The organism is Collinsella aerofaciens (genome assembly GCF_015553355.1).
Classification (GTDB): Bacteria; Actinomycetota; Coriobacteriia; order Coriobacteriales; family Coriobacteriaceae; genus Collinsella; species Collinsella aerofaciens_V.
Map to the genome: position 1 here is coordinate 19,163 of NZ_JADNGN010000018.1, position 21,735 is coordinate 40,897.

Annotated in this window: 20 protein-coding genes and 1 riboswitch; of the genes, 1 reads left to right on the forward strand and 19 read right to left on the reverse strand. The window is 60.9% G+C overall.

Features of this window, described 5'->3' with window-relative positions; all coding sequences use genetic code 11:
* Nucleotides 1–8 precede the first annotated feature (8 nt).
* From I2D57_RS05745 to I2D57_RS05770, 6 genes are all read right to left on the reverse strand, one after another.
* Nucleotides 9–809, reverse strand: a complete 801-nt coding sequence (locus I2D57_RS05745) for an energy-coupling factor transporter transmembrane component T family protein (protein WP_195361798.1) — start codon at nt 807–809, stop codon at nt 9–11.
* Complete coding sequence (locus I2D57_RS05750; protein WP_195361799.1) at nt 809–2,713, reverse strand: energy-coupling factor transporter ATPase; 1,905 nt, start codon at nt 2,711–2,713, stop codon at nt 809–811. The genes I2D57_RS05745 and I2D57_RS05750 overlap by 1 nt, the downstream gene beginning before the upstream one ends.
* Nucleotides 2,710–3,300: an ECF transporter S component gene (locus I2D57_RS05755; protein ID WP_229055646.1), complete on the reverse strand. Its 591-nt coding sequence runs from the start codon at nt 3,298–3,300 to the stop codon at nt 2,710–2,712. The genes I2D57_RS05750 and I2D57_RS05755 overlap by 4 nt, the downstream gene beginning before the upstream one ends.
* A 5-nt stretch (nt 3,301–3,305) precedes the next feature.
* A riboswitch (FMN riboswitch) is annotated at nt 3,306–3,498 on the reverse strand.
* A gap of 392 nt (nt 3,499–3,890) precedes the next feature.
* Nucleotides 3,891–5,528 carry a chaperonin GroEL gene (gene groL, locus I2D57_RS05760; RefSeq protein WP_148345185.1) on the reverse strand — a complete coding sequence of 546 codons (1,638 nt, stop codon included), beginning with the start codon at nt 5,526–5,528 and terminating at the stop codon, nt 3,891–3,893.
* A 96-nt stretch (nt 5,529–5,624) separates the two neighbouring features.
* On the reverse strand, nt 5,625–5,918 hold the full coding sequence (gene groES, locus I2D57_RS05765; RefSeq protein ID WP_022094351.1) for a co-chaperone GroES: 294 nt from the start codon (nt 5,916–5,918) through the stop codon (nt 5,625–5,627).
* A gap of 506 nt (nt 5,919–6,424) precedes the next feature.
* Nucleotides 6,425–8,062, reverse strand: a complete 1,638-nt coding sequence (locus tag I2D57_RS05770) for an amidohydrolase (protein WP_229055647.1) — start codon at nt 8,060–8,062, stop codon at nt 6,425–6,427.
* Between the two features lie 168 nt (nt 8,063–8,230).
* Here I2D57_RS05770 and I2D57_RS05775 point away from each other — a divergent pair, with 168 nt between their 5' ends.
* Entirely contained in the window at nt 8,231–9,694 is a 1,464-nt protein-coding gene (locus I2D57_RS05775; protein ID WP_195361801.1) for a M20 family metallopeptidase, read from the forward strand.
* A gap of 104 nt (nt 9,695–9,798) precedes the next feature.
* On the opposite strand, the gene I2D57_RS05780 is transcribed toward I2D57_RS05775, so the two are convergent.
* The 13 genes from I2D57_RS05780 to I2D57_RS05840 form a co-directional block, all read right to left on the reverse strand.
* A complete protein-coding gene (locus I2D57_RS05780) occupies nt 9,799–10,296 on the reverse strand; it encodes a DUF2752 domain-containing protein (protein ID WP_195361802.1) in 498 nt (165 codons plus the stop codon).
* Nucleotides 10,289–10,897: a DUF4234 domain-containing protein gene (locus tag I2D57_RS05785; RefSeq protein ID WP_195361803.1), complete on the reverse strand. Its 609-nt coding sequence runs from the start codon at nt 10,895–10,897 to the stop codon at nt 10,289–10,291. The genes I2D57_RS05780 and I2D57_RS05785 overlap by 8 nt, the downstream gene beginning before the upstream one ends.
* Before the next feature lie 194 nt (nt 10,898–11,091).
* A complete protein-coding gene (locus I2D57_RS05790) occupies nt 11,092–12,519 on the reverse strand; it encodes a zinc-ribbon domain-containing protein (RefSeq protein ID WP_324249207.1) in 1,428 nt (475 codons plus the stop codon).
* A gap of 47 nt (nt 12,520–12,566) precedes the next feature.
* Nucleotides 12,567–13,589, reverse strand: a complete 1,023-nt coding sequence (locus I2D57_RS05795; protein WP_195361805.1) for a YitT family protein — start codon at nt 13,587–13,589, stop codon at nt 12,567–12,569.
* A 207-nt stretch (nt 13,590–13,796) separates the two neighbouring features.
* Nucleotides 13,797–14,321: an Asp23/Gls24 family envelope stress response protein gene (locus tag I2D57_RS05800; RefSeq protein ID WP_195361806.1), complete on the reverse strand. Its 525-nt coding sequence runs from the start codon at nt 14,319–14,321 to the stop codon at nt 13,797–13,799.
* A 44-nt stretch (nt 14,322–14,365) separates the two neighbouring features.
* On the reverse strand, nt 14,366–14,743 hold the full coding sequence (locus I2D57_RS05805) for a DUF2273 domain-containing protein (RefSeq protein ID WP_226814198.1): 378 nt from the start codon (nt 14,741–14,743) through the stop codon (nt 14,366–14,368).
* Nucleotides 14,736–15,281, reverse strand: coding sequence for an Asp23/Gls24 family envelope stress response protein (locus tag I2D57_RS05810; protein ID WP_195361807.1), 546 nt, complete (start codon nt 15,279–15,281; stop codon nt 14,736–14,738). Before I2D57_RS05810 ends, I2D57_RS05805 begins: the two co-directional genes overlap by 8 nt.
* Before the next feature lie 165 nt (nt 15,282–15,446).
* A complete protein-coding gene (locus I2D57_RS05815) occupies nt 15,447–16,253 on the reverse strand; it encodes a YebC/PmpR family DNA-binding transcriptional regulator (RefSeq protein WP_152073370.1) in 807 nt (268 codons plus the stop codon).
* A gap of 165 nt (nt 16,254–16,418) precedes the next feature.
* Complete coding sequence (locus I2D57_RS05820) at nt 16,419–18,602, reverse strand: DUF6020 family protein (RefSeq protein WP_324249208.1); 2,184 nt, start codon at nt 18,600–18,602, stop codon at nt 16,419–16,421.
* Nucleotides 18,603–18,744: 142 nt separating this feature from the next.
* On the reverse strand, nt 18,745–19,566 hold the full coding sequence (lgt, locus tag I2D57_RS05825; protein WP_152073369.1) for a prolipoprotein diacylglyceryl transferase: 822 nt from the start codon (nt 19,564–19,566) through the stop codon (nt 18,745–18,747).
* A 109-nt stretch (nt 19,567–19,675) separates the two neighbouring features.
* Nucleotides 19,676–19,954, reverse strand: coding sequence for a NifU family protein (locus I2D57_RS05830; protein WP_195361808.1), 279 nt, complete (start codon nt 19,952–19,954; stop codon nt 19,676–19,678).
* Between the two features lie 177 nt (nt 19,955–20,131).
* On the reverse strand, nt 20,132–20,656 hold the full coding sequence (locus tag I2D57_RS05835; protein WP_195361809.1) for a deoxycytidylate deaminase: 525 nt from the start codon (nt 20,654–20,656) through the stop codon (nt 20,132–20,134).
* A gap of 83 nt (nt 20,657–20,739) precedes the next feature.
* Entirely contained in the window at nt 20,740–21,591 is an 852-nt protein-coding gene (locus I2D57_RS05840) for a type III pantothenate kinase (protein ID WP_195361810.1), read from the reverse strand.
* Nucleotides 21,592–21,735 lie beyond the last annotated feature (144 nt).

The window sequence follows — 21,735 nt, forward strand, 5'->3', positions numbered from 1 at the left end:
AATCGCGCCTAAACAAGTTGAAGATTGATGGCGATGATGCAGACGAGCAGCAACGCCGTAACCATCGCCGCCAACGCATCGCCGCGGCCAAATGCAAGTGCATGCAGACGTGTGCGGCCCTGCTCGCCATGATAGCAACGGGCATCCATGGCGGCAGACAACGTCTCGGCATGACGAAACACGCCCGTGAACAGCGGAATCGCCACGCTGCCGAGCATACGCACGCCGCCGAGCGGACCTCCCGTCACGCGCGCACCGCGGCTTGCCTGCGCATCGGCCGTCTGTTTCATCTCGGTGGCAAACTGCGGCATAAAGCGCAGCGCGATACCCATGATCATGCCGAGCTCGTGCGCAGGAAGTCCCACACGCGCAAACGGCGCGAGCAGGCGCTCAAAGCCCGCGGTGAGGTCGAGCGTCGGTGTAGTGAGCGTGATAGCGCTCATACCGGCCATCATCAAGGTCAGGCGGCACGCCATAAAGACGGCAGAATGCATCGAGCCCTCGCTTATCTGCAAAAAGCCGAGCTGCCACAGGATGCGCCCACTCTGATCGGTAAACAAGTTGAGCACCGCGACCACCGCGACGATCGCCAGCAGCGGCGCCATCGATGACAGGACGCGACGAGCCGGCACCCGGGACACGGCATAGATCAGGACAACGAAGATTGCGACCGGGACCAGTCCGCGGAAGCTGCTGACCGTGAGCGCCGTGATCAGAAACACAAAGCCCAAGAGCAACTTGGTTCGCGGGTCCAAGCGGTGGATTGCACTATCGCCGGGATAGTAGCTGCCAAACGAAAACGCCTCCATTAGCAGCCCTCCTCTCGCGCGGGTGCACTGGAATCGGCCCGACGAGAAGCGCTCGAAGGGCCATCCGCACAGCCGAGCAACAAGCTTGACAGTTCACCTGCTAACGACTCAACCGTATAGAGGCCGTCGAAGCGCAGCGGCACGCCTGCCTTCGCAAGCGCCAGCGCCATGCGCTGGGCAGCGGGGACACCCAAGCCGATTGATTTAAGCTCATCCGCATGCACAAAAACCTGCGCGGGGGCTCCCTCGGCAAACACCGCGCCTTCGTTCATTACGACGATACGGTCGCAGCAATTGGCCAGGTCATCCATACTGTGCGAAACCATGACAACGGTCAGGCCATCGCGGTGAAGCCGATCGATGAGCTCCAGGAAATCACTGCGCGCCGCCGGATCGAGCCCGGCCATGGTCTCATCGAGTACCAGGACCTCGGGCTCCATGGCAAGCACGCCAGCAAACGCCACGCGCCGCTGCTGCCCGCCCGAGAGCTCAAAGGGGCTCTTGTCGCCCACCGTGGCCAGGTCGAGGCCCACGCGCGCGAGCGATGACTCAACGCGGCGGGCAACCTCATCTTGCGACAGGCCAAGGTTGTGCGGACCAAATGCCACGTCCTGCACCACGGTCTCGGCAAACAGCTGACGCTCTGGATACTGAAACACCACGCCGACCTTTGCCTTAACCGCGGCGGCATCTTTCTTGTTTACCAGGTCGAGCCCCAACGCGTAAACGGAACCCTCCTGGGGACGAATCAGGCCGTTGAGATGCTGAACCAGCGTCGACTTACCCGAACCGGTATGGCCCGCAAGGCCTAGGAACTCGCCACGACGCACCGTCAGCGACACATCGCGCAACGCCCAGGGGCTGCTGGGGTCGTTGCCCCAGAGGGCCCGTTTGTTCGATGCACCCTCGGCGGCCGAGCGCTTGTGCCAACGGCGACGCTCGCGGGCGCTCAGCGAATAGCTATACGAGAGGTGCGAAATCTCGATGACGGGCTCCAGCGCGTCTGCACCATCGATTGCAGAGGAGACGTTGTCGGGAATACGAGGATCGGATGCGAGAGGCCGCCCGGCGATGCCTGTCCTACTCCGCTCGGCATAAGCCTGCGCTATATCGGCGACCATATCCGCCTCGCGCACCTGTGCGCAAATGGGCACGCCCTTCGCGCGAAGCGCCTTGCCAAGACAGCACGATGCCGGCATATCCAGGTTCAGCCGCGCGAGTTCGTCCGCCCGCGTCAAGATCTCCTCGGGCGTACCGAGCATGGCAACGCGGCCCGCTTGGAAGACAGCAACGCGATCGGCCTCAGCGGCCTCTTCCATAAAGTGCGTAATCATCACGATGGTCATGCCGCGTTCGTGCAGCGCGTGACAGGCCTCCATAAGGCCCTTGCGCCCGCGCGGGTCGAGCATCGAGGACGCCTCGTCCAAAATGAGCACGCGCGGCTCCATGGCGAGCACGCCGGCAAGCGCCACGCGCTGCTTTTGTCCGCCAGAGAGAGCGTGGGTCTCGTGTCGCTCAAAGCCCACCAGACCCACGGCCTTCAGCGCCTCGCGCACGCGCTGTGCGATCTGGGCCGATTCGACCCCTAAGTTCTCGGGACCAAACGCAACATCGTCCTCGACAAGCGTCGCCACAAGCTGATCGTCGGGATTCTGGAACACCATGCCCGCAGTCGAGCGGATGTCGTAGACCAGCTCGGGATCGGACGCGTCCATGCCGTTGACGCACACCGTTCCCGCATCGGGCTGCAGCAGCGCGTTCAAATGCTTGGCAAACGTCGACTTGCCCGACCCGTTTCCGCCGAGGATGCAGAAAAACTCGCCATCCTCGATGTTCAGATCGATGCCATCGAGCGCCGGTGCAGCACCGTCATAGCTAAAGGAAACGCCCCGACACTCAATCATGCGCGGCCTTTGACCTGGTCCTTCTTGGGCGTGATGAGATTAGAGACCGCCTTGTACACCGCCAGCGTCAACACCGAGTTGAGCACGGTCTTGATGAGGTTGAACGGCAGCACGGCGGGAATCATGAGCGGCAAAATCACGTCGACCGAGCCATACCAGAACCAAACGCCAATGGTCAGATTCGCGACCATAGAAAGCACCGTAGCGGCAATAACGCCCAGCGTCAGGCCAATCACGGCACCCTTGTAGGTGCGCATCTTCTGATAGACGATAGCCGCAGGCAGGATATAGCCCAGCGTGGCAACCAAATTCATAAGCGCACCGACCCAATCGCCCGTGGTAAGCGCATGGATAACGATCGCCATAGCGGCAACAGCGGTGCCGGCACCAGGGCCATACGCAAATCCACACACCATCGCCGGCACCAGCGACGGGTCATACGTCAAAAACGGCGCCGAGGGGAGGATGGGCAGCTGCACATACATAAACAGCGCTCCCAAGGCGCACATCAACGCCATGGTAACGAGCTGTTTGGTGCTCCACCTATTCGTGTTCTCAAAATGGATATGCTGCGACTGTTCAGACATAAGATCACCTGCCTCTTTCATCCGGACTCTAACCGTTGGTACTGGGATCTCACCAGTTCAGCCGGCATGTGAACCAACGCACACACGGGTCGCGGACTCATCGGCTCGGTCGCAGGCACTTTACCTGCGCCACGGCGCCCCTTTGGCACCGTCCGATTTACCGCCAGTGGGGAATTCCACCCCGCCCTGAAACAGCAATTGCAAGTGTAGCACCAGCAGGTTTTCGCGCAAGTATGCCAAGGGTAATTGATGGTGGGGAAACGCTCCAGAAATACGCCCGGGACAAGTTGGAACGACAACCACGTTCTCCGTTCAAGCCAAAGTGGTGCGCCTTTCGCGCAAAGCGCGAAACAGCAACCGGGATACGCATCCCTATCAGTCACAATCTCCGTCCACGCCGACCTCAAGGCCGTAAACGCAGGGGATCCGGGGGCGTGACGGGGGTTTCTCTCCGGAACATTCCGCAGGACGCAAAGAGGCTCCGCAGCGCGAAGCGCGATGCAGAGCCTCTTTGCATGTCCGAGGACGTTCCGGAGAGAAGCCCCGTCACGCCCCCGGATCCCCGGTGGAAGTTCTAGACCTTGTCGGCCTTAGTACATACCGCCGCCCTGCTGACCAGCGGTAGCAGCAGCGATAGCATCCTCAAGCTGAGTGTTTTTGGGCACATCGGAGACGGTGGCCTCGGTGATGAGGATCAGGCTAGCGACAGAAGCAGCGTTCTGCAGGGTGACGCGGCTGACCTTGACGGGGTCGAGGACGCCCATCTCGATCATGTCGCCCCACTCGCCGTTGGCAGAGTTGAGACCCTGGCCGGCGGGCAGCTCGGCAACCTTGTCGACCACGACAGCGCCCTCAAAGCCAGCGTTCTTGGCGATGGTGGCGACCGGAGCGGTCAGAGCCTTCTTGACGATGTCGACGCCGATCTTCTCCTCGGGGTCGTCGATCTCGACAGCATCGAGCGCAGGCGCAGCGTCCATGAAGGCGACACCGCCACCAGCGACAATGCCTTCCTCGACAGCAGCGCGGGTAGCCTGCAGGGCGTCCTCGACGCGGTGCTTGATCTCCTTGAGCTCGGACTCGGTAGCAGCGCCGACCTTGATGACGGCAACGCCACCGGAGAGCTTGGCCAGGCGCTCCTGGAGCTTCTCACGGTCGAAGTCAGAGGTGGTGTTCTCCATCTCGCCCTTGATCTGAGCGATGCGAGCGTCGATAGCCTCCTTGGAACCGGCACCACCCACGATAACGGTGTTGTCCTTGGAGATGGTGACTGACTTGGCGGTACCGAGCATATCGGCGGTGATGTCGGCAACCTTCACGCCCAGCTCATCGAGGGCAGCCTGACCGCCGGTGAGGACGGCGATATCCTCGAGCATGCGCTTGCGGCGATCGCCGTAGCCCGGGGCCTTGACGGCGCAGACGTTGAGGGCGCCGCGGATCTTGTTGAGGACGAGGGTAGGCAGAGCCTCACCCTCGACATCCTCAGCGATAATGAGCAGGCCCTTGCCGGTGCGCTGGACAGCCTCGAGAACAGGCATGATGTCCTGGACGTTGGAGATCTTCTGGTCGGTGATGAGGATGTAGGGATCCTTCATCACGGCCTCCATGCGATCGTTGTCCGTGACGAAGTACGCCGAGACGTAACCCTTGTCGAACTGCATGCCCTCGACGGTGTCGATGGTGATATCAAAGGTCTGGGAGTCCTCGACGGTGATGACGCCGTCCTTGCCCACGACTTCCATGGCCTGGGCGATCTTCTCGCCGACCTCGGGGTCGCCGGCGGAGATAGTACCGACGGAAGCGATCTGCTCCTTGGTCTCGACCGGCTTGGCCTGCTTCTTCATCTCGGCGACGGCGGCATTAACGGCCTTGTCGATGCCGCGACGGATGGCCAGCGGGTTGGCGCCAGCGGCGACGTTGCGCAGACCGTCGTTAACGATAGCCTGGGCGAGCAGGGTTGCGGTGGTGGTGCCGTCACCCACGGTATCGTTGGTCTTGGTGGCGACCTCCTTCACCAGCTGGGCGCCCATGTTCTCGATGTTGTCCTCGAGCTCGATCTCCTTGGCGACGGAAACGCCGTCGTTGGTGATGGTCGGGGCACCGAACGAGCGCTGCAGAGCGACGTAGCGGCCCTTGGGGCCCATGGTGACGGTAACGGCGTCGGCCAGAGTGTTGACGCCCTTAGCGAGCTTAGCGCGGGCATCGGTGTTGAACGTAATGTTCTTTGCCATGGTAGGTAATCCTCCAAAAGAAATGTGACTCGCGTCGCCGCTTCCGAGTCCTATGCGGCGGCCGCGTTCAAAGACGAATCAGAGATTCCGACGAGACTAGGCCTCGACAACGGCGTAGATGTCGTCGGCGCGCATCAGCAGATACTTCTCGCCGTCGACCTTGACCTCGTTGCCACCAAACTTACCGTAGATGACAACGTCGCCAACCTTGACGTCCATGGGGATGCGCTCACCCTTGTCGTTGACCTTGCCGGCGCCAACGGCAACGATGGTGCCGCGCTGCGGCTTCTCCTGAGCGTTGCTGGCGATGTACAGACCAGAGGCGGTCTTCTGCTCGGCCTCGTCGGGCTTGACCAGGACGCGATCTGCAAGCGGCTTCAAAGACGACATGCTTGTTTCCTCCTTTTTGGGCCGCGCGGTCATGCCGCGCGGGTTAACCCTTTTTGTTTGCGTACGCGTTGAATGGTACCCACGAATGGCGGGTTATACAACACGGAGTCAAAAAATCTTATTTTTTGGCACTTAGATTTTCTGAATGCCGGGGGATAACTTGTGCGCGGCTCCCGTGTGGCGCCGGAGGGGCGGGATATAAGGTTTCCTGCTCGGGCAGTCCTGCTCGCACGAAGGCCACATTAAGTGGCCTTCGGCTCGTGCGGAACTCGCGATAAACCTTATATCCCGCCCCCCCCGGCGCCACACGGGAGCTGAGTTAACGTTATCGGGCCCGGCATTCAGAAAAGTCAGTGCAGCAAAATGGCGATGCGGATGGAATGCACAAGATAGGGGCACGTTGTTGGGACGCGCTCTTTTAAGTTGCGGTGGAATAGTTCCTGGTTTTGGGCTTGAAGGCCGATTTTAGGGACTATTTCACCGCAACTGAGGGATGGGATGTGGGGTTAGCGCTCGTAGATTAAGTTACCTGCCAGGTAGGTGGCCTGAACCTTGGTAGCCTGGAGCTCTTGTGGGTCAACGGTGAGCAGGTTTTGATCCAAGACTACCAGATCGGCGTATTTGCCGGACTCCAGGCTGCCGAGGTCTCGCTCGTCGCCTGCCGCGTAGGCGCTGCCCAGGGTGTAGTTGCGCAGAGCTGTAGCCGCGTCAATGCGCTCGCTGGGGAGCCAGCCGCCCTCAGGCCAGTGGCTGCGAGGATCTTGGCGCGTGATGGCCGTGTAGAGCACGTTCATGCTGGTAACGGCTGTGATGGGGCTATCGGTACCGAAAGCTTGGCGGATGCCGCGCTGTTTATAGGTCGCAAACGGCCACATGATGCGGCTGCGCTCCAAGCCCAGATCGCGCTCCGGGCCACCCGGGTCGAGCGTGATGTGGCAAGGCTGGCTCGAGGCAACGACGTTGAGCTTGCGCAGACGATCGATGTCCTGAGGCAGCAAATTCTCCAGATGCTCAAGCGTATTATGGCCGTGCTGGGGCAGACCGTAGAGCTCTGCCGCCTCCTCAAAGATATCGAGTGCGGCATGGATGGCGCCATCGCCGATAACGTGGATGCGCACGGTGTGGCCGCGCTCGGCTGCCGCCAGAACCAGTTTGCGCATGCGCTCGACAGGAACCGTCAGACGGCCCCGGTCACCCGGGAAGCGCGGATTGGTATACGGCTCGGTGAGATATGCCGTGTGTGCACTCGACACGCCATCGAAGAATTGTTTAAAACCAGGTGCCGAGAGCAGCGCGCTGTTCGCGTAACGTGCCTGCAGTTCTTCCAAGCGAGACTGATCGTCGAGCAGCGTGGGAAATAGATGGGCTCGAAGGCCCAACCTGCCGGAAGCCTGCAGCTGGCCATAGACGTCGTCGCGGATAAAGTCGCAGCCCGGCATGGGCATGAGCGACATATCGCAGATTGAGGTGATGCCTTGCTCGGCCATACGCTTCATCTGGTCGCCGTAAGCGCTCGCGATGCGGTCCTCGCCCAGCCATTCCAGGCAGCGCGGCAGCAGCTGCATAGCAGCTGCCTCGTGGGCAATACCCGTAAGCTCACCGTTTGAGTCTTTGTCGTAACTGCCACCCGCCGGAGGCTCGCTGTCACGCGTCACGCCGAGGGCTTCGAGTGCGCGGCTGTTGAGCCACAGCGTATGCCCATCGCCCGAATACATAACACAGGGGCGACCGGGGAAGGCGGCGTCGAGGGAGGCCTTGGTAGGGTGCTCGGGCGGATCCCAGCGGTAATCGCGCCAGCCCTGGGTCACGACCCAGGCGTCATCGGGCAAGCCCTGGGAAAACTCGCGTGCATGCTGCACCAATGCCGCCTCGGATGTGCCCATATCCATGAGCATGTACGGCGAGGAGGCAACCGAAGTATGGAAGAAATGCAGGTGCGCATCGTGGAAACCGGGGCAGATGAATTGCTCGCCATAGTCGACAACCGGCACGGCGGCAGGGGCGGCGGCAATCACGTCATCGGGCGCACCGACCGCGACGATGCGATCGCCTGCAATGGCAATCGCCAGCTCGCGGGCGGCATCGATGCCGTCTTGCGCGGTAAAAACGTTCTTGGAGCGGATAATCCGATCGATATGCTGCATGAGCATCCCCATCTCTGGTAGGAAATTCAACAACCCCGAGTGTACTCCCCCGCCCTTGCAACAAAGCCCCAAGCGGCAAATGGCAACTTTACCAGCCCTAGCGGCAGGTGGCATACTTGGATGAGCCTGTATGATTTTGCGATCGACCCAGCAAGGAGCAAATCGACCATGACGAAGACCAAGGCACAGCAGATTATGGCGGCAACCGAGGTTCGCGCGGCAGACGACGTCACCACGGCCATCCGAGATATCGCCGCCGAGTTTGAGCCCTATATCATCAAGCAGCGCCGGCACTTCCATAAGCACCCGGAGCTGAGCCTTGCCGAGGAGCGCACGACCTCCGACATCGCCAACCAGCTCGACGCCATGAATATCCCCTACGAGCGTCCGCTCAAGACCGGCTTGGTGGCAACGCTTCGCGGCACCGCGCCCGACGCCTATCGCGAGGACGGCACGCCGCGCCGCCGTATCCTGCTGCGCGCCGATATCGACGCCCTGCCCGTCACCGAGCAGACCGGCGAGGAGTTCGCCAGCGTCAACGAGGGTTGCATGCACGCCTGCGGTCACGACTGCCATATCGCCATGATGCTCGGCACGCTGCAAATCCTGCGCCATATGACCGACGACATCCACGGCGAGATCCGCATCGTCTTCCAGCCCAGTGAGGAAAACGGCCAGGGCGCAAAACTCATGATCGGCACGGGTGTGCTCGACGGCGTCGACGGCGCCTACGCCGCGCACATTTGGAGCGAGGTCGATGCCGGCACCGTGAGCTGCGAGCCCGGCCCGCGCATGGCCAATACCGACTGGTTCCGCATCGACGTTCGCGGTACCTCATGCCACGGCGCCATGCCCCAGCGCGGCCACGACGCCGTTATGGTGGCGGCAGAGATTGTCAACGCCCTGCAGACCATCGTCTCACGCGAAATCAGCCCCTACGAGCCTGCTGTCATCACTGTCGGCGAGCTGCACGGCGGCACCGCACGCAATGTCATCGCCGGCACCGCCTACCTCGCCGGCACGGTGCGTACCTATGGCGATTCGACGCACGAGGAAATGCCCGAGCTCATGCGCCGCATCGTGGAGCATACTGCGGCGGCCCTGGGCGCCGAGGCCGAACTTACCGACTACACCATCGCCAACTATAAGGTCGAAAACGACGCCGCCTCGAGCGAGCGTTGTCGTCAGGCCGTGGTCAAGTGCCTGGGTGCGGCCGGCGAAGGCCATTACCGTGGCACGCTTTCGGGCGAGGACTTCTCGGAGTATCTGCGCCGCGTACCGGGCGTGCTCGCCTTTGTTGGCACACGCAACCCCCAGATTGGCGCCACGTACGCCCAACATTCTTGCTTCTACAAGATTGACGAGTCGGTACTGTCCAAGGGTTCCATGGTAGCCGCCCAGTATGCCATCGACTTTTTGGCCGAGCCCACGCAAGAGGAGCTCGACGGCCCCACGATCGCCGCGGTTGCCGAAACCAACCCCGACTTGGCCGCCAAACTGCGCTCTGCCAAGGCAACGGCCGCTGAGGCGCGCGACGCCATGCACGATGCCCGCACCGCCCGCCATGCTGCGATTAAGGGCATTCACGACGCCCGCGCTGCCGCCCGCCGCGAGGAGAAGCGCGACGAGTAGTCGTCGCGCGCCCACAGCCATCCGGCTACAACAAAGCGGGGGCGGACGCTACTTCGGCGTTCGCCCCCGCTTATGTGCCGGTAGCTTTTTTAGCTCATCCCCCGTCACGACAGGCAAGCGCTTAGGAAGGCAAGCCATCGCGGTTGTTCGAGGTGGATGATATCGGTGGGAACTCCGGCGGGAGCGTGACCACCAAAGAACAGGCCCGCGTCTGCCGGGTTGATAAGGCGCACGATCCACACGGCGACAACCAGCACGCACAACACGGTGACCGCAATGTCGATACCACGCTTTCGTTTGCTCGATGCCACCTCCTCGCGCACGAACGCGAGCACGAACGCAATCGGCACCACCCAAAACAGCGGATGGTAGGCAAAGGCCGCCGCAAAATCGAGGCGCAGCGCCGCCAGCCACGCCCTCGTCATGCCGCATCCCGGACAAGGAATGCCCGTCATCAATCGAAAAATGCAGCCGATGTCGAGCAGGTAGAGCGCGAGCCAGGCGACAAAGAGCGCGCCGGTGCAAGAAAGGGCGCGGCGAAGGAGCTCCGCCGTGCCCTTATGTCCCTGGGAGCTGTTCACGCCGCCCTTATTGTTAGGCATGAGCGCCAAGACGGATGTTGAAAGCCGTTGCCATGGCATTGGTATTATTGATGATGATGTTCATGGCAAAGATGGGGCCAAGACCGCACAGCAGCACGCCGATGATCTGCCACAGAAGAACGGTGGTGCCGTTTTCCTGGAACACCAGGCCGTAGCGAGGAGCGTTGGCCTGCAGGCGGTTGCCAATCTTGTAATACCAGTAGTACGCGTAGAAGCCGCAGGTCACAAACGACAGCAGGATGAATGCCGCCAGACCCGGCGTGGAATCGCCGTCGTCCTGGCACATGACATTGATGTCGCGGGCCAAGCAATACAGGAAGTAGAACGAATAGATACCGCAGGTCACAAGAGAGAGCAGCAGCCAGCCGATCAGGCTGCGGTCAGCCTTGACGGGGCCATAGTCCATCGGAGCGGATGCGGACTGTTGGGCGTATTGACCGGTGTACTGCTGCTGAGGCTGGGGCGCGGGCTGAATAGCCTGGGCCGGAGCGGGCTGGACCTGCGGGGCCGCAGCGACAGAAGCGGCACCAACGGCAGATCCGCAAACAGGGCAGAATTTGGCATCATCCGAAATAGGAGAACCACAAGTGGTACAGAACATTAGCTTCTCCTTTTCCTAAGGCGTCGCACGCCTTCAAATCTTACATGTCTATGTTCTCAACAATTGCCGCGACGTTGCTGCGCAACATTGATCAATTTCCGAGAAATATTGCCGCGACCGTTTTCCAGGCATTTGCTTGCTTTCGCCGTAGAAAAAGGCACCCCGGGTTCAGTTGCCCAGGGCGCCTCGACCGACTATTCGGTTTGATTGTTTTCGGCAGCAGGGTTATCGCCCGACTCATCCGCCGGCGTGGCAACGGCATTCCAATCGGGTTCTGCAGGCGTGGCCTCGGGCGCCGGTGCGGGTGTAGGGGCCGGTGCCGGAGCAGACGTCGGCGCGGGCGACGTTGCAGGCGCAGGTGCGGGTGCAGGTGCAGCACCAGCGGCCATGGGATTAAAGCCCGTAGGTGTAGGCTTCTTCTCGCCCGGAAGCACAAACGTCAGGACATCGTCGGCATCCTCGTCGGCCCACTCACTGGCATGACGTGCCGCCCAATAGCCAACGGCGCGATACTTGAGCATCTTGCCAAACACAATGAAAAACACCGAGACAAAGGCAGTGATCATCAGGAACAAGATGAGCACGATGCCGCCGCCCCTAAAAATCGCCTCGAGGCCCGAAGGAGAGTAATAGCCGTAATAGCCATAGCTGCTGAGACCAAGGGCTGCAAAGGAGCCAAAGATGACGGTGAAGACCCCCATGATGATATTCGAAACAATGCCCGTCAAAACCTCGGGAAGAATCGAGGCGCAGAACAACTTGCCCAAATTGGCCTTGTAGGGCTTCCAAACCTTCTTGAGCGAAAACGCGCTCTCCATGCGGCCGGCGACCGCAAAGTGCATCACAGCGGCATCGCCAAACATCCTAAAGAAGATGCCCAGCACAAACGAGACGAACAGGGCAAAGACGAGCCACCCCATCGAGGCGATGAGGGTGCTCTCAAGGCCGCTCGAACCATAGAAATAATACGAACCGACAGCACCGATCACGGTGCTCTCAATCACCGAGAGCACCCCGCCAATCACCGGGATAGCCGCGATGAACTCGAGCACACCCGTAATGACAGACGAGAAGATGCCTAGTCCAAACGAGGTCGAGCGCAGCAGCGGACGCTCCATACCGTCATCATCCTTGAGCGACAGGTCGCGACCCCACTCGATAGCAAAGCCGGCACCGCACACGCTTGCCACGTAAGCGAGCAAAAAGCCAATGGCCGCCGCAATGCCACCGGTAACGGGGATGAACAGCACCAGCACCGACACGACGCAGATGAGCGCCGGCAAAAAGGCGATCTGGCACACGCGAACCAGGGCGCCGGGAACCTTAATCATGTCGTTGAAAGCCTGTGTCATGCAGCCCTTGGGCACGTTCATGACCGGCTGGGGCGCAACGAACGGCTGGGGCTGAAACTGGGGCTGCGAAGCAGAGGCAGCAGCCCGAGGGGCCGCGGTATTGGGAGCACCGCACACGCCGCAGAACTTATCGTTGTCGCCCATGGGGGCGCCACACTGCGAGCAAAACATCGAAATCATCCCTTCGTATCTTGAGCCAATCCTCAAATCGGAACCAATGTTTTGCACCATTATCGCCCAACATGAGGACAAATGTGCCCGAATGGCCATGAGGCAATGTAAAGGGTCTGTCGCAGCAGTTTAAAGTGAGCCGACCGCTAATTCGTTCCGCGGAAACCCTTGCCGACAATCTCGGAGCTATCGACGATCGTGATAAACGAGCCCGGGTCGATCTCGCGGACATAGCGGCGCAGTTGTACCGCCTCGCGACGGCTCAGCACGCTCATAATCACCGTGACGCACTTGCCCGAGAAGGCGCCGTAGCCACGGCTGATCGTTGCCGTGCGGTTGAGATGCTTGACGATAAACTCCTCGACTTTGAGCGGTTCGGCGCAAATAATCGTACAGACCTTGCGCAGGTGGATGCCCTCGATGGCCTTATCGACGACGAGCGTCTTGGCAAACAGGCCAAGCACGCAGTACAGGCCGACGCGCGGGCCATACAGGAAAGCCGCGATGGTCACGATGCCGATATCGACCAGCAACAGGGCACGGCCGATCTCAAGCGTCGTGCGGCGCTTGAGGATCATGGCGAGGATGTCCGTGCCGCCCGTCGAGGCGCCAATGTCAAAGACAATGGCACTGCCCAGCGCCGGCAAGATGACGGCAAAACACAGGTCGAGCCACATATCGCCCGTCATCGAGACATCGGTCGGGATAAAGAGCTCAAAAAGCGAAACATAGGCGGACAGCGCAAACGAGGCGAAGACGCTCCACAGGATTGCCTTGCGCTCCAAAAAGATAAAGCCCAAGACGACCAGGACCGCATTGATGATCCACATAAAGACGCCGACGGGCAGGGTCGGGAACAACGTGGACAGAATAACCGACACGCCCGAGGTGCCGCCAAAAGCAAAGTGATTAGGGGTTTTAAAGGCAACGATGGCAAAGGCCGTAAGAATCAGGCCCAGATTGAGCTCGGCGAAAAAGCGCGGGAAGCCTGGCTCCTGGCTGCGCTTTTGGCCGGCACGCTCGCCACGCTCGATATCGGCGCGATCGACCACACACTCCATCGGCACCACGGGAGGACGATGCGCCTCCTCGGCAGCACGCGATGCCGCCTCTGTCGCGGCGGCCTCTATCGCCCATGCCTCGCTTTCTGTTTCGTGCTCGTCAGCCATTACGGCAACCCCTCGTTAGCAATGTGGAAACAATGCGCCCATTAGGATAACGCGGAACGCAGCGATTGCAACCCTTAGTTAGATGAGCGGTATGCCTGCATCGGGGGCATACAAATAACGGTCGGCCGCACATGCATCCGTGCGGCCGACCGTTTAGTATTTCCGCAGATAAAACCTGCCAAAATAAACCTGTCCCTTTTTGGAAGGTTACTCATGCTGGTTGGTGCGGTGCTCGTACTCCTCGGGGGTGATGACGTCCTCGATGCGCAGGTTGACGCCTGCCACCTCAAGGCCGGTCATTGCAGCCAAGCGCTCGGTGACGCGTGCCTTAACGTCGTCGAAAATTGCGGGCGCATAGGCACCGTACTCGATGATGACCGAAATGTTGACGACCACGCGGTTGTCGTCGGTGACCTCGACCGTCACGCCCTTGGTCAGGTTCTCGGCACCAAACTGTTCCTGCACAAAGTGCATAAGGTTACCCTTCATGCCCAAAACGTGCGGCACCTCGCGAGTGGCCATGGCGACGATCTTCTCGATCACGCCGTTGGAATAGGTCAGCGAGTCCTCGGACTCGTCCGCCTCCTCGTCCATCTCCTCGTTGTCCTCGTCCGCATCGGACTCGGCCTCGACGAGCTCCTCGTCCTCGAGCGTCACGTCCCCGGCATCGGCGATGGCCTCGTTCGCCTCGAGCTCGGTATCGGCTACATCGACCTTCGTGTTAAAAGCCATGGTTCCTCCTTATGCCTGCCGCAGATGCGACAGTCGAATACGTATTAACGGCCGCTAAACAGGCGCCCGAAGAAGTTGACGATGCCGTTTTCGCCATCACGAATCTGGCCAATCACGGCACCGATCAACACAAAGAATGCGATGACGAGCGTATCCCACAGGCCCAACGTAAGTACCAGCACGGCGAGGATAAAGCCAGCGACGGCGCCGAGCGTGGTGTTGGGATGGCGTACGGCGTAGCTCCAGATGGCAGCGCCCGTACCTTTGATGAGACCCATGGCCTCGTCAAAGTCGTTGGCGGCGCTGTCGTGCTGCTCGCCGGCCTCGGGCTTGGGGTCGGCGGACTCGCCTGCCGGCGTAGCGTTCTGGTCGATCGTCAAGCGCGGCGTGCGGGCGGTCTTGTCTTGGTTGGTATCACTCACCGGAAACCTCCACGGTCTGGACGGTAGTCTTGGACGGCAAAAAACGGACGCGCGCGGTCGTGCCCGGCGTGCCGAGCATGGTGTCGCAGGCCTTCTCGATGCGCTGCTGCATCGAGGTGGCAAGGGAAGCGACGTCTTTATCATCGAGCGCGATGGCGTCGACCTTAAAACGGACGCGCGATTCGTCGGAACCCTGCACGCGTGCCTCGACATGCTCGATCATCACACGGTCGTCGCGCTCTGCCGCAGCGCGAGCACACGAGGAGAGGGCCGCGAGCGTGACCTCGATATTGCGCTCCCCCGCCGGATGCACACAGGACGGCTCGCGACGAGCAAACATCAGGCGGAAGAAACCCACGAGCACGCCGAGCGCCACGACACCGCCGCACACCGTAACAACGATACGCGGCGCAGCATCGCGCATCAGCAGCATAAAGCGATAGGTGTATGGCCCCCAAAACTGGCAGACAAGCGTGCCCAGCGCCACGATGGCGGCGGCAAGATACACAATCGCTAGGGCTCGTTTGAGTACGCGCACGCGCGCTCCCTTCAGGTTTCGGTCCACAGAATGCAAAACGATTCGCATCATTATAAAAGAGCCGGGTCCGGTGCTGTACGCACGCGGATCCGGCTCATCTATTCCACGAGACTTGCATGCTCGTTTCATTATGCCCAGATATGCACGGCTTAACCCGTGCAGGCGCTACTCCTCCTCGAGGGCAGCGATGACCTCGTCGGTCATGTCCATGGTGCTGTAAACATCCTGGACGTCGTCGAGCTCCTCGAGACGGTCGATGAGGCGCTGAACCTTCTTGGCGTCGGCGCCGGAGACCTCGGTCGGGGTGGTCGGGACCATGGTGGTCTCGGAGCCCTTGACCTGGACGCCCTGCTCCTCGAGCGCCTTGGAAACAGCCATGACGTCATTGGCGGCGGTCCAGACGATCCACTCCTCGCCGGCGTCCTCGTAGTCCTCACCGCCGGCCTCGGCGATGGCCATCATGAACTCATCCTCGTCACCGGCAGCACCGTTGGCGATCATGATCTCCTTCTTGGCGTTCTCGTCCAAGATCTCCTTGGCGACGACGATCTGGCCCTTGCGCTCAAACTGGAAGGCGACGGAGCCGGAGGTGCCCAGGTTGCCGCCAGCGTGGGAGAAGGCGGAACGGACATCGGCGGCGGTACGGTTGCGGTTATCGGTCAGGCAGTCAACGTAGACGGCAACGCCGGCAGGGCCATAGCCCTCGTACACGATGTTCTCGTAGACGGCGGCATCGGCACCCGAACCGAAGGCCTTGTCGATAGCGGACTTGATCTTGTCCTTGGGCATAGACTGAGCTTTGGCCTTGGCAACGGCAGCGGCGAGGCTGGCGTTGTTCTCGGGCAGCGGGTCACCGCCGAGACGGGCAGCAACGGTGATGTTGCGGCTCAGCTTGGAGAAGAGGGCGGAACGCTTGGCGTCCTGCGCGCCCTTACGATGCTTGGTTGTGGCCCACTTAGAGTGTCCGGACATACGTGTCTCCTATCGGTTTCGACCTAAAGCCCAGCGCAGATGCCGGGGCAATATAAACAAACGTCGTTATGATATACCTACTGGTCTGCGAGATAAACCCCAAAATGAAGGCGTCGTGATGATGCAACCCCTTGGTGCCAAGTAACCTATCCCCTTTGCACCACATTAGGACCAGAGGAGGTCGCTGCGGGTGATGGTGGCGCCGATGGCAAAGGGCATGCAGACGATGACCGGATACAGGTAGCGCATGTAGGTCGAGCCGTTGCAGGGACCGATCAGGCACACGGCGAGCACGCCCAGCAGCGGCACCCAAATGGCCAGCCCGCGCCACGAATGACGACGTAACAGATAGACCACCACGGCGATCATGATCCACACATAGGTGGCCGAGCTCATGGTGAGCGAGATAAACGGGACGCGTTGTACTGCCACGCGATACAGGTTGCTCAGGTGGTCGCACCAGCGCACGACCTTGCTATCGACCGGATGGAAGTCGAAGTACTTGAGATTATCGGGGCGTGCCATAATCTCGGCACTGCGCGCCGTGCTGTAGACCCACGCATCGCGGGCACTCGGATAAAAGTAGCCGTAGTAGTTATTGATGAGCGCCGAGATATAGCACTCGGGATCCTTTTTAAACATCTGGGCCCACACCTCAAAATAGGCCTTGATGTCCTCCTGCGAGGCGTACTCGTTAAAGCAATTTTTGACGGCGTCCGACTTATCCGGGTCGTAACGGTGGCCCAGATTGTCGTACTTGAGTACCCGGTCGATCACAGCACGCTCTTCATCGGTCACCAAGCCGTCGCAAGGAGCCTCCACGATGGTGCCGTCCTCCTTAACCGTGGGGTTGACGCCCGAGTTGAGGCCGTCGTGCTTTTGGACGAAACGAGCCGTCTGCTGGAACGGAATCGAGAGGATTTCGCGCTTGGAACCAGGCGTGATGTCGTGTGCCGGCATAAAGACCTTAGTGAAGTACATATTAGAGGCAAGGCAGAGTGCAAGCACCGCAAGAACTCCCACCCAGCGGAAACGCGGGATGGCGCCCGAAGGCGCAGCACCAGCCTGCTTGCCTGCACGATGGGCCACATGCGCGTCCCATGCGCAAAACGCCGCCGCGATTACGCATGCTGCCAGGGGAAACACCAGGCCGCCGTTGCGCAGAAACGTGGAACCCATGGCGCCCAGAGCGAGCAGCAGCCAGTCATGGCGCGCAAAGAGCACGGGCCTGGGATCGCCCGCACGCTCGGCATTGGCATAGCGACGGGGCAGGCCGCAGGCCACGAGTTTCACGGTCTGCACCAACAGCACCAAAAACGCGTCGGCAAACAGCACATCTTTGGTAAGCAGGGCCGCGTAGTTGGAGAACATGGGCATAAACGCAAAGAACAGCAAGATCACGCCGCGGACCGGCAGGCTCACGCCCAGTTTGCGCAGCGACGAGATGGAATAGGCCATGCAGGCGGCCGTAATGACGAACTGAGTGCAGGTGTAGATGGCAAGACCTGCGTTGGCGCTGTTGAACAGTGAAAGCCCCAGCTGGACGCACGAACCGATGATAGCCGTGTGCACCACAGGGTGATGTCCGTTGAGCAACACATTGGGATTGAGCAGACGCAGGTAGTCACTCGTGCCGTTGGGGTAGTTGAACCACTGGCGAATCTGCGCACCCGTATCTCCCATAAAAAGGCCGGGCAGCGAAGCGATGAGCGTGGGCGCCCAGGCGATCATAAGCACCAGAAAGGGCCCGGCAAAGGGATGGACCGAGAGCGCGGCGTGAGCCGCACGCCATACGCGGCCAAAGTGCGCTTCGGAAAACGGAATGCGTCGAGAGCTCAGCCAATCTAGACACTCAAAGGCAAGGTAGAAGGCAACGACCGCCAAGAGCATCCAGCCCACACCGCCGATCCAGGCGCAGATGATGCGGGCCTTGTCGCCGAGCACGATCTCGGCCGAATCGGTGAGGTCGTAGCTGCGGCCAAACACCATGCAGACGGCAAAGAACAGCGACGGAAGGACCACCGAGGGACGCCAAGCGTCGCCGCGGCCAAAGAATACGTAGCGAAACGGCAGCGTGAGCAGGCAGGCAAGCGCAAGCAGCATGACCGCGTCGGTATGGCCGGCAAACGAGAGGAGCACCTCGTAGCACACGTACAGCGCACCCGTCGCCTTGGGGTCAATCGCCAAGACTGCATTGCTCGACACCGGGGCGGGACCGATGGAAAACGCCGTGGTCGCCAACAGCGCGAGCAAAAATGCGATGAGCGTCTGCTTGGCGGGGTAGCGCTTAAACCAGACGATGCGGGCAGCGTCGCGCGCAGCCGTTGTGGAGAGGTCGGAATCCTTCACAGTCCGAAAGCCTTTCTAGAAACCTGCCAAAAAGGGACAGGTTTATTTTGGCAGGTTTTATCTGGGAAAACGTTACGGTTTTGTCATCGTTGCCCAGCGAACCACCACAAAGGTGCCTGTCCCCTTTTGATGGTTTTGGTGGTTAGGCATCCAGGTAGATGCGCTGGGGGCGATTGCGGTGTCGGGCGAAGATGATGAGCGCCAGACCGGCGATCACGAGCGGCAAACTCAGCAGCTGGCCCATGGTGATGACGCCGCCCAGCAGATAGCCCAGCTGGGCATCGGGCACGCGCACGAACTCAACGAGAAAGCGGACGATGCCGTACCCCATCACGAACACGCCCATAAACGTGCCCTGGGGCAGCAGCGGCTTTTTGCGGCTGAGCACCTGCAGAATGCAAAAGAGCACGATACCCTCAAGAAATGCCTCATAGAGCTGGGAGGGATGACGCGGCATATCGCCCGCGGTGCCGCCAAAGACAACACCCCAAGGCAGGTCGGTCGGCTTGCCCCACAGCTCGCCGTTGACAAAGTTGGCACAACGGCCCAGGCACAGGGCCAGCGGCGCGCCTATGACGGCAAGGTCTGCCAAAGTCCATGCGTCGAGCTTATACATGCGGCACACGATGATGCCGCCGATAATGCCGCCCACCAAGCCGCCATGGAAGCTCATGCCGCCCTCGTTAGTGGCAAAGATCTCGAGCGGGTGGGTCCAATAGTAGCCATCGCCGTAAAAGACGACGTAGAACAGGCGCGCACCGATAATGAGGCCAAAGACCACGCCGACCACGACACTCGTCAGGTCGTCAATCGTGATGTTAAAGCCCCAGCGACGCTGCGTGCGGTACATGACGACCGCCGTGAGCAGGGCGCCGACCACATAGGCCAGACCATACCAGTAAATCGTGATGGGCCCCGCCGAAATCGCGACAGGATCAAGCATATGGTAGAAGTCGTTGAGCATGTCGACCCTCCTACTCCCTACATATAAATGCGGCCGCGGGCCTTGCGCTCGCAGCCGCATATTTGGACGTAACGTCTATGCGGAGTATGTCGCCCGCAGCCTTCGCATCCTAGAACGGCGCGTACTCGTCGTACAGGTCGTCGGCCTCACCGGAAACATTGACCTGCTCGACGCGGGTAACGCCGGGCACATGCTCCTTCAGGATACGCTCAATGCCCATGGACAGGGTCAGCGAGCTCATGGGGCAGCCGGCGCAGGCGCCCTGCAGTTCCAGTTTGACGACGCCCTCGTCGTCAACGCCCACATACTCCATATCGCCGCCATCGGCCTGCAGGTTGGGGCGAATCTCTTCAAGAACCTTCTTAAGCAGCTCTTCGTTAACAGCCACAGGGGCTCCTTTCTCACAATAACGCGGGCACGCCCGCGGACAGGGGCTATGTTACTACAGCCATGTACCCGCTCACGAGCCATCCATGCGTGCGGACACGACTTTCACGAGCAGTCAATTTGGGACGGGGCTCTTTTAGCTGCTTTTGCCGGCGCCCGACGCTAACACAGGCTGCCGCTACTGCTGAGTTTGTCCCCCGGTACCAATATGAACATCGACGATAACCTGGCGGTAGCTGATGCCGCAAGAGTCAAGAATGCGGCGGCTGATACGGCCGTCGTCGGTATCGGCATACTTGTTGTCCAGGTAGACGACCTCGCCCACGCCCACCTGCGCCAGGATCTTGGCGCAGTCGTGGCACGGGAACAGCGTGACGTAGACCGTGGAACCCTCAAGGTCTTTGAGCGAGCCGCGGTAGTTGAGCACGGCGTTGGCCTCGGCATGCACCACGTAGTTGTGCTTATCCTGCAACGGGTCGTCGCTCGTGCCCCACGGGAAAAAGTCGTCGTTGAGTGCCGAGGGCGTACCGTTGTAGCCCACCGAAAGGATGCGGTGGTTGGTGTTGGCGATGCACGCGCCCACCTGCGTGTTGGGGTCCTTACTGCGGCGCTGCGCGGCGATGGCCACGCTCATAAAGAACTCATCCCAGCTAATAACGTCGCGGCGCTTGCCCGACGCGGTTTGATGAAGATCGTCCGACATGGCAGACACCTCCGAAATCGCAATAGTTTGACCCATTGTAGCAGGTGGAAGGTGGAGACGTTTTTGTCCCATCGCCCCCATCGCTACGCGCGGCGGGGCTTTTGGTTGATGTGGTACAGCTCGGCGAGACCCCGCAGCGTCAGCGCGTCGTCGACCGTCAGGCTATGGCCGACAAGGGCCGCAAGCGCCTCGGCATCGTCGCCGGTAATGACGATGGGCACATCGCCCTCCCCCGCGGCCTTGGTCGCGCGCATCTCGGCAAGCACCATGTCGAGCATGCCGTCGATGCGGGCCACCTCGCCCAGAACCACGCCCGAGCGCATGGCCTCACGCGTGTTGCGGCCGATGACGTGTGTCGGCGCCGAGGGCTCAACCTGGGGTAGGCGCGCTGCTGCCGCCGAAAGCGAACGGGCGCCGAGCGCCAGACCCGGCGCGATAACGCCGCCGACAAAGGTGCCGCGCGCGTCGATGACCTCGATATTGGTCGTGGTGCCTAGGTCGATCACGATGCACGGCGAGCCGTAGACGGCGCGAGCCGCCACGGCATCGGCGATGCGGTCGGGGCCGATCTCGGCCGGGTCATCGTAGTGCACGGGCATGCCGGTCTTGAGGCCCGGCCCCACCGTGAGCACGCGCCCCGTGCAGGTACGGGAAAGAGCCGCCTTCCACGGGCGCTCGAGCGCCGGGACCACGCAGCTCAGCACAGCAGCCGCGGGCACAAGCGCACCCGGCATGCCTGCGTCGGCCGCCAGTGCGGCCATGACCTGCACGAGACGCATGCGCGCCTCGTCTGCTGTGATGCTCGACGGTGTCGTGATCTCGCACGTCGCAAGCGGGCATTCCTGCACCGCGGCCGAATCCTCGGCAAACAGGCCAAAGCGAATGAACGTGTTGCCCACGTCGACCGTCAATATATATGCGCACCCATTAAGCATCGTCGGCGCTCCTTTCGTCTGCCCAGCAGTATATCCCGATGATTATTCTGGGACGGGGATTTAAAAAGGCTCTGTTAGACCAGGATTGACATTCCGCCCCGTCATCTTCTTGCGATTGCACAATGGTCGCCCCTTGTCGAATCT

Bases quoted from the DNA above. Each gene is read 5' to 3' on its own strand.
- I2D57_RS05750 (WP_195361799.1), bottom strand. From the start codon at position 2,713: ATGATTGAGTGTCGGGGCGTTTCCTTTAGCTATGACGGTGCTGCACCG.
- I2D57_RS05785 (WP_195361803.1), bottom strand. From the start codon at position 10,897: ATGTTCTGTACCACTTGTGGTTCTCCTATTTCGGATGATGCCAAATTC.
- I2D57_RS05770 (WP_229055647.1), bottom strand. From the start codon at position 8,062: ATGCAGCATATCGATCGGATTATCCGCTCCAAGAACGTTTTTACCGCG.
- I2D57_RS05780 (WP_195361802.1), bottom strand. From the start codon at position 10,296: ATGCCTAACAATAAGGGCGGCGTGAACAGCTCCCAGGGACATAAGGGC.
- I2D57_RS05835 (WP_195361809.1), bottom strand. From the start codon at position 20,656: ATGTCGGACGATCTTCATCAAACCGCGTCGGGCAAGCGCCGCGACGTT.
- I2D57_RS05745 (WP_195361798.1), bottom strand. From the start codon at position 809: ATGGAGGCGTTTTCGTTTGGCAGCTACTATCCCGGCGATAGTGCAATC.
- I2D57_RS05815 (WP_152073370.1), bottom strand. From the start codon at position 16,253: ATGTCCGGACACTCTAAGTGGGCCACAACCAAGCATCGTAAGGGCGCG.
- I2D57_RS05755 (WP_229055646.1), bottom strand. From the start codon at position 3,300: ATGTCTGAACAGTCGCAGCATATCCATTTTGAGAACACGAATAGGTGG.
- I2D57_RS05800 (WP_195361806.1), bottom strand. From the start codon at position 14,321: ATGGCTTTTAACACGAAGGTCGATGTAGCCGATACCGAGCTCGAGGCG.
- I2D57_RS05775 (WP_195361801.1), top strand. From the start codon at position 8,231: ATGACGAAGACCAAGGCACAGCAGATTATGGCGGCAACCGAGGTTCGC.
- groL (WP_148345185.1), bottom strand. From the start codon at position 5,528: ATGGCAAAGAACATTACGTTCAACACCGATGCCCGCGCTAAGCTCGCT.
- I2D57_RS05840 (WP_195361810.1), bottom strand. From the start codon at position 21,591: ATGCTTAATGGGTGCGCATATATATTGACGGTCGACGTGGGCAACACG.
- groES (WP_022094351.1), bottom strand. From the start codon at position 5,918: ATGTCGTCTTTGAAGCCGCTTGCAGATCGCGTCCTGGTCAAGCCCGAC.
- I2D57_RS05795 (WP_195361805.1), bottom strand. From the start codon at position 13,589: ATGGCTGACGAGCACGAAACAGAAAGCGAGGCATGGGCGATAGAGGCC.
- I2D57_RS05790 (WP_324249207.1), bottom strand. From the start codon at position 12,519: ATGGCCATTCGGGCACATTTGTCCTCATGTTGGGCGATAATGGTGCAA.
- lgt (WP_152073369.1), bottom strand. From the start codon at position 19,566: ATGCTCAACGACTTCTACCATATGCTTGATCCTGTCGCGATTTCGGCG.